The 15,228-nt window shown below is 66.2% G+C and carries 12 protein-coding genes; 3 read left to right on the forward strand and 9 right to left on the reverse strand.

From position 1 onward, the window contains the following. Positions 1-80 precede the first annotated feature (80 nt). From JHD67_RS15880 to JHD67_RS15890, 3 genes are read left to right on the forward strand one after another with little or no spacing between them, the layout of a single operon-like run. A complete protein-coding gene (locus JHD67_RS15880) occupies positions 81-596 on the forward strand; it encodes a periplasmic heavy metal sensor (protein ID WP_199100207.1) in 516 nt (171 codons plus the stop codon). A 49-nt stretch (positions 597-645) separates the two neighbouring features. Next, positions 646-1,338, forward strand: a complete 693-nt coding sequence (locus tag JHD67_RS15885) for a response regulator transcription factor (RefSeq protein WP_199100208.1) — start codon at positions 646-648, stop codon at positions 1,336-1,338. Between the two features lie 7 nt (positions 1,339-1,345). Continuing rightward, on the forward strand, positions 1,346-2,578 hold the full coding sequence (locus JHD67_RS15890) for a HAMP domain-containing sensor histidine kinase (protein ID WP_199100209.1): 1,233 nt from the start codon (positions 1,346-1,348) through the stop codon (positions 2,576-2,578). 146 nt (positions 2,579-2,724) lie between these two features. On the opposite strand, the gene JHD67_RS15895 is transcribed toward JHD67_RS15890, so the two are convergent. From JHD67_RS15895 to JHD67_RS15935, 9 genes are all read right to left on the reverse strand, one after another. Beyond that, positions 2,725-3,258 carry a tetratricopeptide repeat protein gene (locus JHD67_RS15895; RefSeq protein ID WP_199100210.1) on the reverse strand — a complete coding sequence of 178 codons (534 nt, stop codon included), beginning with the start codon at positions 3,256-3,258 and terminating at the stop codon, positions 2,725-2,727. A gap of 2 nt (positions 3,259-3,260) precedes the next feature. Continuing rightward, positions 3,261-5,513, reverse strand: a complete 2,253-nt coding sequence (gene mrcB / locus JHD67_RS15900) for a penicillin-binding protein 1B (protein ID WP_199100219.1) — start codon at positions 5,511-5,513, stop codon at positions 3,261-3,263. A 201-nt stretch (positions 5,514-5,714) separates the two neighbouring features. Continuing rightward, the gene (locus JHD67_RS15905) at positions 5,715-6,563 is read right to left on the reverse strand and encodes an NAD-dependent epimerase/dehydratase family protein (RefSeq protein ID WP_199100211.1); all 849 of its coding nucleotides are present in this window, start codon (positions 6,561-6,563) and stop codon (positions 5,715-5,717) included. A 9-nt stretch (positions 6,564-6,572) separates the two neighbouring features. After that, positions 6,573-8,279 carry a tetratricopeptide repeat protein gene (locus JHD67_RS15910; protein WP_199100212.1) on the reverse strand — a complete coding sequence of 569 codons (1,707 nt, stop codon included), beginning with the start codon at positions 8,277-8,279 and terminating at the stop codon, positions 6,573-6,575. Positions 8,280-8,356: 77 nt separating this feature from the next. Further along, the gene (locus JHD67_RS15915) at positions 8,357-10,492 is read right to left on the reverse strand and encodes a bifunctional (p)ppGpp synthetase/guanosine-3',5'-bis(diphosphate) 3'-pyrophosphohydrolase (protein WP_199100213.1); all 2,136 of its coding nucleotides are present in this window, start codon (positions 10,490-10,492) and stop codon (positions 8,357-8,359) included. Positions 10,493-10,635: 143 nt separating this feature from the next. Next, entirely contained in the window at positions 10,636-11,646 is a 1,011-nt protein-coding gene (locus JHD67_RS15920; protein WP_199100214.1) for a spore coat U domain-containing protein, read from the reverse strand. Beyond that, the gene (locus tag JHD67_RS15925; protein ID WP_199100215.1) at positions 11,636-13,984 is read right to left on the reverse strand and encodes a fimbria/pilus outer membrane usher protein; all 2,349 of its coding nucleotides are present in this window, start codon (positions 13,982-13,984) and stop codon (positions 11,636-11,638) included. Before JHD67_RS15925 ends, JHD67_RS15920 begins: the two co-directional genes overlap by 11 nt. A gap of 54 nt (positions 13,985-14,038) precedes the next feature. Further along, complete coding sequence (locus JHD67_RS15930; RefSeq protein WP_199100216.1) at positions 14,039-14,755, reverse strand: molecular chaperone; 717 nt, start codon at positions 14,753-14,755, stop codon at positions 14,039-14,041. Positions 14,756-14,764: 9 nt separating this feature from the next. Then, positions 14,765-15,228 (reverse strand): spore coat U domain-containing protein (locus JHD67_RS15935; protein WP_199100217.1); only part of this gene is annotated, 464 nt, incomplete at its 5' end.

Raw genomic sequence — 15,228 nt, forward strand, 5'->3', positions numbered from 1 at the left:
CCCAGGCGACGCAAAGCGCTCATGCACCGAGCGCAAGCTGTGCCTGGCCGAACCGACCGATCCCGAACAGGAAGCAAGCCATGTCCATCGAACACGACGTACAAAGGAACCGCACCCTGCGCGCTATGCTCCTGGGCTTCGCCGGAGGGATCGCGTTGACCGCCGGCGTGGCGGTGCTGGCGACGGACGGCGGCATTTCCGCCATGCACCCGATGATGGGCTCCATGTCGCAGGCCGACATGGCCGAGCATATCGACAAGGCATGCCGGCACCTGTACATCGAAGTGGACGCCACGGACGCCCAAAAGGCCACGCTGGACCCGATCTTCAAGCAGGCCGCGGCCGATCTGCTGCCGATGTTCCGGCAGTTGCACACCGGCCATGCGCAGGTGATGAGCCTGCTGACGGCCCCCACCATCGATCGCACGGCGTTGGAGCAGGCGCGGGCCACGCAGATAGCCGTGCAGGACCGGATCGCGCAGCGCGTAACCCGGCTGGTGGAGGACAGCAGCAACGTACTCACGCAGGCTCAGCGGCAGAAGCTTGTCGCGCATCTGTCGCAGCGTATGTCGATGGGGCCATCCATGCATGGTTGAATTTGCCGCCCGACGACTATGATGCGGCATCCGAACGAGAGCGGGCACGATGAGCGAACGCATCCTGGTCGTAGAGGACGACGCGCGCCTGGCGAGCATGCTCGGCCAGTACCTGCGCAATCATGGGTATGCGGTAGTGGAGGCGGCAACCGGGGCACAAGCGCTGGAGAGGCTCGGCGCGGATGTCCTGGATGCCGCCATCCTGGACTTGATGCTGCCGGACATGGATGGGCTGGACGTTTGCCGCAAGCTACGCGAGCGGTCCGACTTGCCGGTACTGATGCTCACGGCGCGGGGCGATGCGATCGATCGCATCGTGGGGCTGGAGATCGGCGCCGACGACTACCTGCCCAAGCCGTTCGAGCCGCGCGAACTGCTCGCGCGGCTACGCGCCATTCTTCGGCGACGCACGGTGCAGGCTCCGGGGGCGGGGAAGGCCTTGGTGTTCGGTCAGTTGGAAATCGACACCGATGCGCACACGGTAAAGGTGGCGGGAGAAGAGGCCGAGCTGACGTCCTACCAGTTCGGGCTGCTGCTCGCGCTGGCGCAGCATGCCGGTCGCGTGTTGTCACGCGATGTGCTGATGGATTTGGTGCGCGGCGAGCCGCTGGACGCATTCGATCGTTCCATCGATGTGCACATCTCCCGCATCCGCGCCGCCATCGAAGACGACCCCAAGTCGCCCAAGCGCATCATTACGGTGCGTGGCGCTGGCTACCTGTTCGCGCGCAAGCAGGATTGAGCCTGCCATGACGCGTCTGTATCAGCGCATCTACCTGACCGTCGTCGCCAGCCTGCTGGCCTTCGCCCTGGCTTTTGCCTGGGTATGGCATAGCGGTGGCGGCCCGTTCGATACGATCACGCGCTCGCTCGCGCAGGTGGTCCTCAACACCCTGCCGCCCGCACACGCACCAGCGACGGATCAACAGCAGGCCCTCGATAAGTTGGCGCGGGGGCTGCCGGTACGCCTTGCGTTGCTGGACGATGCGCGACGACCGATTGCCGAGTCGGGCGCAGGGCCGGGCGCAGAGGGCACGCGTGATGTACCGCGCACGGACGATGCACTCTGGACGCTGCGCCTGCCGGATGGTCGCTGGCTGCGCGCGAGCGCGGCAGGTGGCGGACACCATCCACTGCATATGTTGTTGCTCAGCCTTCTCACACTGGGCGCCGTCATCGGCGTTCTGGTGTTGCCGGTAGTACGGCGAATTACCGGTCGGCTGGAGCGATTGCAGCGGGCGGTGGAATCACTGGGCGCGGGCGATCTGCGTGCCAGGGTTGCGGTGGAGGGCCGCGACGAGGTGGCGCGACTGGCGCGCAGCTTCAACCAGGCCGCTGATCGGATCGAAGCGCTGGTCGGCCATCAGAAGACCATGTTGGCCAATGCCTCACACGAATTGCGCACGCCACTGACGCGTATCCGCCTGGCCTTGGAACTCATCGGGCCCGCTGTCGATGACGGGCACCGCGGCGGCTTGCAGCAGGACATCCGCGAATTGGATGCCTTGATTGACGAGATCCTGCTGGTCAGTCGCCTGGACGCCTTGCCGCATCTGGAGGTCACCGAGCCGGTCGATCTGCTGGCGCTGGCCGCCGAAGAATGCGCGCGCCACGACCACGTCGACCTGGAAGGAACACCCGCGACCGTCAAGGGTGACCCACGCCTGTTGCTTCGGCTGATGCGCAACTTGTTGGACAACGCCAGCCGCCACGGCAAACCGCCCGTACAGGTGCGTTTGCGCACGACGGAGGGCCGCGTTGAGCTCATCGTTCGCGATCACGGTGCGGGGCTACCCGAAGACGAGATGGATCGCGTGTTCGAACCCTTCTACCGGGGCAGTGCCGCCAGTGAGCGTGCTGGCACCGGGCTAGGGCTCGCGCTGGCCCGGCAGATCGCCCGCCACCACGGCGGCGAGCTTGGTTGCCGATACGAGCCGCAAGGAAGCTTTGCGCTGGTACTGTCGATACCGCCGGGTGAATAACCCCGTCGATATCCGCCAATGAGGCCCGCCGCCACAAGCGCTGGGCGCAGCGTGCACGAGCGAAGTGGAACACGCGCACGGCGTAATGACGCCAACGCGACGCGGGGTAACGCGCGGCGGCCCCACGGCACGCCGCGCGGCTGCGCTCAGTAGCGCGGCAGGCCTTCGACGTGGCATTGCGCCACGGACTTGGCGGCGGTCGCTGCGCCGGCTTCGTCGCCAGCGCGCTCGCGCAATTCGGCAACGGTCTGCCAGTTGCGTGCGCACAACGGCCCCAGGCGCGGACCCAGCTCGTAGGAGCGGCGCGCCAGCTGCTCGGCGGTGGCGTAATCCTTCTGGTGGATCGCCAGCTCGGCGCGATCCTGCAGCAGATCCGGCGAGTTGGGGCTGAGCTTCATGGCCTGGTCCAGCTTGCCGGCGGCGGCGTCGTATTGGCCGGTGCGCAAATCGCCGTCGGCGGCATCCTGCAGGGCGGCCACGCCCGGGTCGCGCAACGGATTGACGTCGATGACGGACTTCTCTTTCTCACCCGCGGCGCGGATGGACGCCAGGATCTGCTCGTCCGAATGCGTGGGGCGCGTGGCCTGCGCGGAGGGCGCGCTGGGCTGGCTGCACGCGGCAAGCAGGGCCACGGCCAGTGCGGCCGGCAGGGTGGCAAGACGAAGGGTGCGCTGGAACATGATCAATCTCGACTGGGTGCGGTGGAAGCCGGCGCGGGCGCGCTGTCGCCACCGCCGAAAAGATTGCCGACGTGCTGCCAGAAGCAGCCTTCGGCGTCCTGCGAGAGTGTACCGGCGACTACCGGCAATTGACGTGCCCCCTCGCAACCCTCCTCCGAGCGCTTGCCGTCGGAGGTGTTGATCCAGGCCATCTCCAGGCCCTGCCCCGGCGCCGCGGACAGCGGACGGGTGGGCAACTTCTTGAACAGCTCCTGCCACGCCCGCAGGCTGCCGGTGGCGCCGTACAGGCCGCTGGGCTTGTTGTCGTCGCGCCCCATCCAGAACACCGCCAGGTGATCGCCGGTGAAGCCGGCAAACCAACTGTCGCGCATGTCGTTGCTGGTGCCGGTCTTACCGGCGGCATTGAGGTAGGCCAAGCCGGAACTGCCGATGGACGCCGCGGTACCCGAGCGCGCCACCTGCTGCATGGCCCAGGTCACCAGGCGCACCGCTGTCTGGTATTCGCCCGCACCGGTTTTCACTTCATAGCGCTTGACGGTCTGGCCGTGGCCGTCGACCACGCCACGCACGGCGACCAGCGGCAGTGCGTGGCCGTCGGCGGCGATGTACTGGTAAAGCTGGGTGGCCTGCAGCGGCGACATGTCGAGCGCACCGATCAATAGCGAGGGGCTGGGGTTCACGCCGGTCAGGCCGAACGACTCCAGGAACGCCTTGATGCGCGACACGCCCACGCTCATGCCGAGGTTGATGGTGGCAAGGTTCCACGAGCGCACCAGCGCATCGACCATCGGCACCATGCCGTGCGAATCGCCCTCGTCGTTCTTGGGCGTCCAGTAGCTGCCATCGGGCTGGCGCATGCTGATCGGCGAGTCGTCCACCGGGCTGCCCAGGTTCCAGCGCTCCGGGTTGGCCAAGGCCACCAGGTACACCAACGGCTTGACCAGCGAGCCGATCGGGCGGCGCGCATCCAACGCACGGTTGAAACCCTGGTCGCCCGGGATCTTGCTGCCGACGATGGCGAGCACGGCGCCGGTCTGCGCCTCGGTGACCACCGCGGCGGCCTGCGCTGCTTCGCCGCGCTTGCCCAGACTGTTGGTGGTGGTGGTAATGGCCTGCTCGGCATACATCTGCGCGGCAGGGTCCAGCGTGGTGAAAATGCTGAGGTTGCCGTTGGATAGCGTGTCGTCGTCGAAGTCGCTGGTGATCTGCGCACGCACCAGCTGCATGAATGCCGGAAAGCGGTTATGCGGCAACTGGCCGTTGGTGACGATGCCCAGCGGTGCGGCCTTGTACGCCGTAGCCTGCTCGCTGGTGAGCAGGCCGGTTTCCACGAACTGATCCAGCACCAGGTTGCGGCGCGACAGCGCGCGATCGGGATAGCGACGCGGGTCGTAGTAGCTGGGACCCTTCACCATGCCGATCAACAGCGCCATCTCCTGCGGCTTGAGGTCTTCCATGCGGCGGCCGAAGTAGAACTCCGAGGCGGCGGCAAAGCCATGCACGGCCTGGTTACCCTGCTGGCCCAGGAACACCTCGTTGACGTAAGCCTCCAGGATGCGGCTTTTTTCGTAGTGCGCCTCGATGAGAATGGACATCAGCGCTTCGTTGAACTTGCGCGAGAAGTTCTGATCGCGGTCGAGGAACAGGTTGCGCACCAACTGCTGGGTGAGCGTGGAACCGCCCTGCACCGTGTGGCCCGCGCGCAGGTTGGCGAACGAGGCACGCAAGATGGCCGTGAGGTCGATGCCGAAATGATGCTTGAAGTCGCGATCTTCCACGGCCTGCAAACCGCCAAGCAGCAGCGGCGGCACATCGGCGAGGCGCACGATGCGGCGCTCTTCCTGCTGCGAGCCGTACACGGTGGCGATACGCGCGGGGTCCAGGTGAGTGAGCTGCAGCGCCTTGCCGCTACCCAGGTCCTTCACCCCCGCCACCTGCCCCTTGCCCAGGGACACGCGAATGCGCTTGGGCACTTCGCCGCCATCCGGGCCGGCATAGCCGCGCGAGGCAATGGTGTAGTTGCTGCCATCCTTCGCCCAGGTGCCGGCAACCTCCGCGTGGCCGTCATTGCTGTAGCCGGCAAAGGTGAGCTCCAACTCCAGCGTGGCCGGCGTCATCGGCGTGCCGGCCGTCAGCGGCAGCGGGCGCGCGTAGACACGCGTAGGCACCGCGAACACCAGATCGTTGAAGCGATCCTGCACGCGCTTGTTGAGCACCAGCGTGTACGGCAGCACAAAGCCGAACAACAGACCCATGCAGACCCAGAACGGGATGCGGACCCAAGGCCAGATAGCGCTGAGGAAGTCACGAACACGGGACAAGAAGGCCAAGGAGGGAGAATCCTGAACAGGAAGGCCCGGCGATCATAGGGCCTGGTTCCCGGCGGGCGTCTGAACGCCGGGGGCGGTTTGAGGCGGAAAGCGGGCGGCAATGGGCCCCTTCCGGGTCCCTATGGCCTAGCGCGGTTGGGCGCTGCCCCAGCAAGCGGCGTCGGGCTGGAAGGGGCGCGGCGCCACGCCCAGTAGCCGCTCCAGCTCGCTGTTGTCGGCAATCAGGTTGGCGTCGAGCCGGGTCAACGGGCCGCGCAGGCGTGGCACCAGGTGCCGTCCCAACTTCAGCAACGCCGCCGGAATCGGTAGCGGCAGCGTCGGGGTCGGCAGGCTGCGGCGCACCCGCGCGAACATGTCCCCCGCCGTGAGACGCTCGCCACCGCCGAGGGGGAACACCCGCCCGGCAGCTTCCGGATGGTCGAGCGCGGCCACCACGGCGGCGGCGATGTCATCGGCATGCACCGGCTGGCGCAGCCCCTGCCCCGCCGGCAAGGGAAACACCCGCAGCCGCATCGCGCGTCGCGCGATGGGCGTAAGGCTCTTGTCCAGGCCGGCGCCATAGATAAGCGTGGGACGAAATACCGTCCACAACGCGCCCTGGCGCTCGCAGGCCGCCGCCAGTGCCGCCTCGCCATCGCGCAGCGTCTGGGCGATGGCCCGCTCGGCGGGCACGTCGGAGGCTTGTTTTGATTCGGCACTCATCGAACTGGTGGCGATTACCCGCGTACCCGGCGACAAAAAAGTGGTGGCCGATAACCATTGAGCGAACGGCTGCAACGGGCCAAAGCTGATCACCGCCAGCGGGCGGCCCATGTCGGGCACATGGTTGGGCAGATAGCCGTGCGACCAGCGCAGCCACGACTCATCCACGCGTGGCGCGCGACTCAGCGCCCGCACCTGTTCGCCCCGCTCGTGCAGTCGCGGCAACAGAAAGCGGCCGATCTGGCTGCTGGCACCAAACACCACAATGCTCATGCGCGCGCCTCAGGGGCCGGACGACAGGCGCGCCATCAAGGCGGTCAGGCGCGGATTGCCAGGAGCGAGCTTGCGCGCACCGTCGAGCGACTGCGCCGCACCGGGCCGGTCGCCGCTTTGCAACTGCTGCTCGGCCTGATCCATCCAGGCACCCGCCAGGCGCTGGCGCAACTGGCCCTGCCCCGCATCGCCGGGCGAGAGATCGCTCAGGTCGGCCAGACGATCGCTGGCGACCGAAAGACGCCCCGCCGCCAAGGCCTGATTGAACTGGCTGATGGCCAGATTCGGCAGTGTCTCAAGACCGTGGCGCGCCGTTTCGTTGTTCCCATCGATGGCCAACGCCTGGCGATAGAGGTCGTATGCGCTTTCGCCAGGGGGCAGCATCAACTTGCCTTGCGCCGCCGCCGCCTCGGCGCGCTGCACGGTGCGGGCCAGCTCGGCACTCTGCTGAGGGGTAAGCGGCGGGTGCTGCAGGTTGTCCGCATCCTGTGCGGGACCCACGCCATCGGTCGGTGCGGCCGCCTTGCGCGTATCGCCCAGGTGCGCCCTCGCAGCGGCCAACTCGGCCGATCGCGGCGCCCACGCGGCAGCCTGATCGAGCAGTTTGCGTGCCTGTGCATTGTCGCCGCTGTCGATGGCGGCATTGGCCTGCACGATCAACGCCTGCGCCACCTGGCCCAAACCGGCCTTGGCGTCGGCATTGTCCGGATCGATAGCCAATGCCGCCTTGAAATAGGCCAGTGCGGTGTCGTTACCCTCGCCCGCGATGCGACCGGCGCGCAACGCATCCTGGCCTTGCTTGATGGCGTCGGTGAGCTGGCTGTTGTCCTGCTGGCTGGCCTGCACCAGCGCCGCACGCAGCGCCGGCAGCTCGCCATAGTTGGGCAGCAAGGCGGCAAGTCGATCGGTGAGCGTGGAGGCCGTGGCGCGGTCGCCCGCGTCCAGCGCCTTGTGTGCCTGCGCCGCCAGCGCTTCGCCTACCTTGTCCAAGCCATGCGAGGCCACCGCGTTGCCGGGGTCGGCGGTGAGCACCTTGCGGTACAGCGCGCCCGCGCCACCGTCGCCATCGAGCTTGCCGGCATCGAGTGCGGCCTGCGCCTGTTCAATGAGATTCGCCGTCTGCACCGAACCGTTGCGGGCGGCGGACAGCGCCTGACCAAGGCGATCGACGTCGCTACCGCCACCGAGCAATTCGCGTGCCGCCGCGAGGGCCTGGTCTGCCTCGTCCAGCTTGCCGGCCTGCAAGGCAGCGTCCGCGCGGGCGACTTCGGCCAGACCCACCTTGCGCAGGCCGTCGCGTGCGCGGTCGTTGTCCGGCTGCAGGGCACGCGCGGCTTCGAACAACTCCCGCGCGCTGCTGCCGTCGTTACCGTCCAGACGTCCCTCTTGCAAGGCGATCTCGGCACGCCCGAGCACGCCATCCAATTCCGTGCTCGGCACGAGGCCGCGCAATTTGTCCTGTTCGATCCACAAGCCGGTGCCGGCGCCGATCGCGACCAGCAGCACCACGGGAATCAGCCAACCGCGCTTGCGTTCGCGCGGAGCCGGCGGACGCGCGGAGCTGCCGCGCCGGTGCTCGGGACCCGATGAGAAATGTGGCAGCCCATCATCGTCCCTGGGCGCCTGAACAGGCGCCTCGAGGTTATCGAGGTTGCCCATCGTGGGCTCGGTGCGGCCCTGCGAACCGTGCTCGTGCTGGTCTTTGCGTCCGTTCATGGGGTCACGAAGGTGGGGTATATCGACCCCACTTTAACATCGCCGCGCCGCGCCGCCCGCGCGCCGCCGCACGATGTTCAGCCGGCGCTGACGCGCCGCGCGTCGACCACGTTGGGCATGGCCGCCAGGCGGCCGAGCAGGCTGGAAAGCTGCTCGAAGTCGCGTACGCGCAGGGTAAAGCGCATCTCTACCTCGCCAGTATGGGTAAAGACCCTGGTGGAGGAGGCAATGATGTGGGTGCCCAGGTTGGTGATCAGGCTGGTGACATCCTTCTGCAAGCCCTTGCGATCGTAGCCATGCAGCTCGATGTCCACCTCGTACGCCTGGGCGGACGCCTTGCCCCAATCCACGTCGATCACCCGATCCGGATCACGGTGGGCCAGGCGCGCCAGGCTCGCGCAGTCGGCGCGATGTACCGACACGCCGCGCCCGCGCGTCACGAACCCGCGCACCGGATCGCCCGGCAGCGGCTGGCAGCAGCGCGCCAGCGTGGTCAGCAGGTTGCCGACGCCCTCGATGCGCAACGCGCTGTGGTCGCGCACGGCTTGCCGCTGCGAGGAAGGTGCCGGTAAAGGCGTCGCCACCGGCGGCGGTGCGGCGGCTTCCTGGAGTACGCGGGCGATCTGGCCGGGCGCCACTTCACTCAGGGCCAGCGCCACCAGCAGTTCGTCGTGCGTCTTCAGATGAAAGTGCGCGGGCAGCTTGCTGATGTCGGCGGTTGGCAGCGCCAGGCGCTTGAGTTCCTTTTCGAAGATCGCGCGCCCGGCGGCCACGTTGGCGTCGTAGGCGATGCGACGGAACCACGCACGCACCTTGTCCTTGGCACGCGAGGTATGCAGATAGCCATGGTGCGGCGACAGCCAGTCACGGCTGGGCTCAGCCACCTTGGCGGTAAGTACTTCCACGCGATCGCCGCTATGCGGCTGATACGTGAGCGGCACGATGCGGCCATTGACCTTGGCACCCCGGCAACGGTGCCCCACCTCGGTATGCACGTGATACGCAAAATCGAGCACGGTGGCGCCGTGCGGAAGATCCACCACTTCGCCCTTGGGCGTGAGCAGGTAGACGCGATCTTCGAGCAATTCGGTGTGCAGGTCGGCGGCCAGGTCCGCATCGCCTTCCGGGCGCGGCTCCAGCAGGCGGCGCATCCAGGCGATCTTGGCCTCGAATTCGCTATCGCCGCTGCCGCCTTCCTTGTAGCGCCAGTGCGCAGCCACGCCCAGCTCGTTGACGCGATGCATCTCGTGCGTGCGGATCTGCACTTCCAGCGTCTTGCCACGCGGACCGATCACGGCGGTATGCAGCGAGCGGTAATCGTTGCCCTTGGGGCGCGCGATGTAATCGTCGAATTCGCCCGGCAGGTGCGGCCACAGCGTATGCACCACGCCGAGCGCGCCGTAGCAATCGGCCACGCTGTCGACCAGCACGCGCACGGCGCGAATATCGTAGAGATCGGAAAACTCCAGCGACTTGCGCTGCATCTTCTTCCAGATCGAATAGATATGCTTGGGGCGACCGGCCAAATCGGCGCGGATACCCGCGGCCTCCAGCGAACGCTGCAAGACCGCGAGCGATTCGCGGATGAAATCCTCGCGATCCACGCGGCGCTCATCGAGCAAGCGCGCAATGCGCTTATAGGTATCCGGTTGCAGATAGCGGAAGCTCAAGTCCTCCAGTGCCCACTTGAGCTGCCAGATACCCAGGCGATTGGCCAGCGGCGCATGAATGTCGCGCGTCAGGCGCGCCAGCGGCTGGCGCTCCGCATCGGACCAGTTGCTCGCCGCGCGCATACGGGCCAGCTGGCGGGCAAGCAGGATGAACACCACGCGCAGATCGCGAATGATCGCCAGCAGCAGGCGGCGCAAACCCTCCGCGCCATGATCGGCACCGTGCTGCGCGTGCAACGCCCATACGCGCTCGGCGGCCAGCTGTCCGCCGACCAAACGCTGGAGCTCGGCCGGCAGCGTGGGTTCTCGCTCGGCCCAGCGCGCCGGCTCCAGGCGTGCCACCTCGAACCACAGCGCCGCTGCCTGGGTCTGCGCATCGCAGCCCAGCATGGCGAGCAACTCCAGCACGTCAACGCACTCGGCCGGGTTCACCGCCGCGGAGGCGGCCGCGTCCAGTGCGTCGCCCAGGAGGGGCGGCACGTTGCCAGCGCGTTCGCGCCACTCGGCGAGGCCCGAGTGTGTGTAGGGTGCGGCTTGGACCATGTAGGCATTCTAGAACGTGCGACGCGCTTTGCGGACGCGGGAGACTTTCCGGTGGATGAAATGGTGCTTGCCATCGGTATATCGCACGGCGCATGCGCCTTGTCGATGCGGCACCGACGCAACGATGATGGGCTGCGCCATGGTCAAAACGTCACCGTGACGATCACCGAATCGCTGTATTCCCCTGGCGACGGGGTTACCTGGGCGGGAACCATCCCGTAGACCACATGCTCCTGGATGGCGCCGGTGCCCACGCCCGCCACGCTGGCGGTGCCGGCGGCACCATCCCCCCATATGCGTTGCCGCGCCGCATCGGCGTACAGTTGGTAGTGCATCGTTTCGCTATCGCCGCGACGCCGCAGCTGGCGATCCAGCGGGTTGTTGGACACCACGCCACCACTCAGGGCCACCGCATAGGCGCTGTTCTGCGTGCATTGCAGGCGAACGCTGCCCTGCGCGTAGAGTGGTCGGCTCAATGGGCCGGCCGCTGAAAAGTCCATATCCGAGGCAGTGACCGTGCAGTTCTTCTGCACGGTGGCGCGCACGTTGAAATCAAGCATCAAGGTCTGGCTGGGCGACACCAGCGGACAGCTCTCCAGGCCGGCGGCCACAGCCGCAAACTGCACATCGACGCGAGCCCGGTCACCGCCATAGTTCTCCACGTAATCGGTGTTGTCGCCCGCGATCAGCGGCGTTGCCGATTGCGCCCCCGGCAGCAGAGCGAATACCGGGAACTCCGGATAGGCCGGGCCGGGCGTTGCATGCACCAGCAACACCGCCGTGGCGGCGGAGGCCTGCGGGGGTCCAAACAACTGCGTGTAACCGCCATCGGCGTACAGGTTGTAGCTCATGCGATAGGCCGCCGCGCGCAAGGATCGCGAAGATAACGACGAACTGCCATCGCCCAGCCCGAGATGAAGACAGGCGCGCATCGCCAGCGCCTCGGAGGTCAGCGTGCAATGGAGCCGTACCTTGCCACTGACTTTGGTGTCGGTGCGATCGAGCGGATTGACCAGGCCAAAGTTGACCGTGTTCGAGCTGCCGCCCTCCACCGCGCAAGTGCTGGCCCAGGTGGCATCGAGCCGGCCCCAGGCGCAGGCACATATCAGCCCCCATCGCGCGAGGCGTCGCCATCGGCGCGCGCTAGAGCGCACGATCGGTCGCCTCCAAGGCTGTGCAGACCAGCGGGCCCAGCGTGGGCAGCGCAGCGGCCTCGTCCTGGGCGAAAGCAAAGCGCACGTCGCAGTCGATGGCCTCCCCTTGCACTCGCAAATGGTTGCTCTCGAACAACTCATCCACATAAAGCATGCCGTCATAGCCCACCACTGCCATCTCGCCATTGTTCTGGTGCGTGGCCACCGACCCCACGGGAACGAAGGCGCCATCGGCCGTGGTCAACACGAGCGTGGCGCCCTTGACGCGCTTGAGATCCAGCGACACCAGCGAACCGCTACCGGAGGAAGGCACCACCACCGCGTGATCTTTCTCGACGCGCAGCGTGGAAGGCAGCGCGTCGGGATTGATGGAGAGCCGACTTGGGCGATACGCCGCCAGGTCTGGAACCAGCAGGTAGCCGGAGGCGCCGGTGCGCCCCAGGGAGCGGTTCTCACTCAATACTTCCACCTCCGGCGCGCCCGTGGACACCAGGGCGAAGCCATCCTGGATGCGGCGCGACCACACCCACACATCGCTCATGAACACCACCGACCCGCTGCCTTCCAGCGTCACGTTGGTCACCTCGCCGTAGCGCTGAAAGGAAGCATTCCAATCGCCGTAGCGAGTCAACCGCTCAAGGTTGCCCTGCGCGTAGCGCGAATCCTGCTGCGCACCTCCTTGCACCATCCAACCCCAGCCGCCCGCGTAGTCGGCACTCTTCTGCGCATAAGCGCCCACGGCTTGTGCTTGCCGCTGCACATTTGCCGAGGCGCCCATCTGCACGGAGCCGCCGAGGGAAACGCTCACCCCGAGATAGCCCTCATACCCCTTCGTCTGCACCAGATTGCGGTAGATGCTCAAACTCAGCGACACGTTGCGGGTTGGGCTACTGGTGAAACCAAACGAGGCAAAACGCACCGGGTTCGCTTGCGGGTAGCGGTAGCCGGCATACGAGAACGCCGCGCTGCGCGAGCGCCCCAACGGCACGGCAAGGCTCACGACGTGCGTAGCCGTCGGCACCGCAGCCTGCTCCTTCGCCGCCAGGTCCGCATAGGCGCGAAAGGTCCTGGACGCCTGTGCGCTCAGGCTCAGCCATGGATGGCTGTACTGATATCCCACACTGAACTGGCCACCAAGCCCCGCGTCGTGACTCAATGAAAGCGCGCTCTGTAGGACGCCGGCTTGATCGAGCTTCACCAGCGAGCCCACGCCCATGTTGAGCAAGCCATCGGTCACCTCGACATGACCCTCCATGGTCAGCCTGGAGGAGTATCCGTATCGCCCGCTGGCACTGGCGACCGGCACATGGCCATAGCTCAGCGACGATTGCCCGTAACGTTCGCGTACCAACCCCGCTTCGACCGAGTAGTCGGACATGCCTTGGGAAAGCATGCGCGGATCGACGTAGATGTGGGTTTGCTTGGTGATGGTTCGTCCAAGCGCATCGCGCGTCACGATGGCGATGTCACCGGCCCCGGTAATCCCCGGCACATGATCAATGGTGAACGGCCCCTGGGGCACACCCGTGCTGTATTGCTGTACGCCATTCACGTACAGCGTCAACCAGGAAGGCACCATCGCCGTGCCGGTGAAGGTGTCAACCGGAAACGTCACCAGGTCCGGTCGCAGCTCGAAATTGCGCCCCCATTGCACACCCGCGATGCGCAAGGGCCGCGTCCAATCCAGGGCGGAGCTGACGGTATCGCCCACACGCAATGTGCGCATCCGCGCCTGGTCGGAGCGCGTCCAATAGGTGTCGTAGCGTACATAGCGACGAGAGGAAGCTCCCTCAGAGGCCACGCCACTATGGATCAGCACGCCATGGGTATCGAAGTACCTCACCTCGCTCAGCAGCGACAAACGCTGACTGCCCTGGCTTTGAAAGTAGACGTCATAGTTGGCAAGAAACCCGGGGGTGACCGCGCTGGCCGGCTCGCCCCTTGTCGCGCGAGAGCGCAGTTGGAGCGGCTTGAGAAGCTGATCGGCGGCGCGCAGGTCCAGCTTCAGCTCGGCCTGCGTGTACGTGTAGTCGAGACCGTCGATGTCGTCCAGCCGTACGTAGTCCTCACGCGACAGCTGCATACGCGCGATATCGAAACCCAGATGCTCCAACTCCTCGCCGGTGGTCGCCAACTTGCCCTGCTGGTCCTTGAAGTGCAGCAGTTGACGTTCTTCCGAACCGTTCACGCTGGTTTCCAGATGCACATCGCGCTCGGCCGTACTGCCATAGGGCACCAAGGTATCCAGCGGATCGTCGGCGTGTGCGCGCGTGACGCACAGAGCAAGCATCAGGATGACGACATGCCGACGTGGAAACTTGCCCGGCCTCCTTGCCATGGACGACTCCCCAACACTCACTCCCATCGGGTGCATACGAACAGGGCATCGTCGCTATTCGGCAGGGATCGGAAAACTGGACTCGCGGCCGTTGACGAGCGCGTGGACCGTCAACGGCCCCTGGCGCGCCTCCGGCCCTGCCGTCAGACGCCATAGTCGCTCGCGACCTCTCAAGGCATAGCCAGCAAGACCACCGACACCGGTCACGACATGACCGCCCTGATCGACGATCTTCATGTCCGCGATCTGCGCATGCAGCTGCCCTCGGTTCGATACGTGGACATGGACCCCCGAGCCGTCGCTTGTGAGCGTCCAGCTCAACGCGGGCGCCGGATCACGCTCGTCGCCGGCAACGAATACCGGGATCGAATAGCGCATGCGCATGACGACACCGTTGATGCGCGGCAAGCTGGGATCGGGAACTTCGTCCACGATCAGCCGGTAACTGCGCTCGCGGCCGTCAGCAGCGCCCTGAGCCATGACCAGACGCACTACCTGTTCGCCACCTGCCGGAATCTTGACAATGGGTGGTGTCGCCAGCAGTTCCGTCGTCGCATCCAGCTGGTCGCTGCCGTCGCGTTGATCCCAGGCAAACACCCGAATCTGGCCAAACAGCGGATCATTCCCCGGGTTGCGCAGCGTCACCGTCGTGGCGTGCTGCCTGGACGAAAACGACACCGCTACAGGAGATATCTGTAGCGATGCCGCTTGCGCGGGAACGATCCATGCGAGCACGAGTTGCATCGATAGCACGGCAATCAAGTGGCGCATGGCGGAGGCTCAGAAGTAGACGGTGGCGGTAACGATGGACGAGTAGTCATCGGGCCGTGGCGTCGCGTGGCCGGTCGGGATGCGGCCATTCACCACGTACTGCTGCGAGAAACCGGAGCCCACGGCCGCCATCCGATCATTGGCATCCGTATCGCCCCATACTTTCTTGTTATCAGGCTGATAGAGCTGGTAGGCGACGGTTTCGGCGTTGCCTGCACCACCCTTGAGCAGACGGTTACTCAACGTGGAATCCTTGACGTTGCCCGCGTTAAGGCCAACGCTGTATGGCGTGCCATGGGAGCAAGTCACATCCAGGTGACTGGTCGCCGTGGCGCCATTTTCCAACGTGCTATGCCGGCCGAAATTCAGATCGGTGGCGTCGATGTTGCAGTCAGGGTTGATGGTCAGATTCACTTTGAACTCGGCGTTGGCCGAGGACGCTGCGGAAGCCAGGCCAGGCATGGCGGCCATGA

This window comes from Dyella sp. ASV21 (assembly GCF_016428975.1).
Lineage (GTDB): Bacteria > Pseudomonadota > Gammaproteobacteria > Xanthomonadales > Rhodanobacteraceae > Dyella.

Coding starts and splice junctions, on each gene's coding strand:
- JHD67_RS15880 (WP_199100207.1), top strand. CDS start 81: ATGTCCATCGAACACGACGTACAAAGGAACCGCACCCTGCGCGCTATG.
- JHD67_RS15925 (WP_199100215.1), bottom strand. CDS start 13,984: ATGGCAAGGAGGCCGGGCAAGTTTCCACGTCGGCATGTCGTCATCCTG.
- JHD67_RS15905 (WP_199100211.1), bottom strand. CDS start 6,563: ATGAGCATTGTGGTGTTTGGTGCCAGCAGCCAGATCGGCCGCTTTCTG.
- JHD67_RS15915 (WP_199100213.1), bottom strand. CDS start 10,492: ATGGTCCAAGCCGCACCCTACACACACTCGGGCCTCGCCGAGTGGCGC.
- JHD67_RS15885 (WP_199100208.1), top strand. CDS start 646: ATGAGCGAACGCATCCTGGTCGTAGAGGACGACGCGCGCCTGGCGAGC.
- JHD67_RS15895 (WP_199100210.1), bottom strand. CDS start 3,258: ATGTTCCAGCGCACCCTTCGTCTTGCCACCCTGCCGGCCGCACTGGCC.
- JHD67_RS15930 (WP_199100216.1), bottom strand. CDS start 14,755: ATGCGCCACTTGATTGCCGTGCTATCGATGCAACTCGTGCTCGCATGG.
- JHD67_RS15910 (WP_199100212.1), bottom strand. CDS start 8,279: ATGAACGGACGCAAAGACCAGCACGAGCACGGTTCGCAGGGCCGCACC.
- JHD67_RS15890 (WP_199100209.1), top strand. CDS start 1,346: ATGACGCGTCTGTATCAGCGCATCTACCTGACCGTCGTCGCCAGCCTG.
- mrcB (WP_199100219.1), bottom strand. CDS start 5,513: ATGGGTCTGTTGTTCGGCTTTGTGCTGCCGTACACGCTGGTGCTCAAC.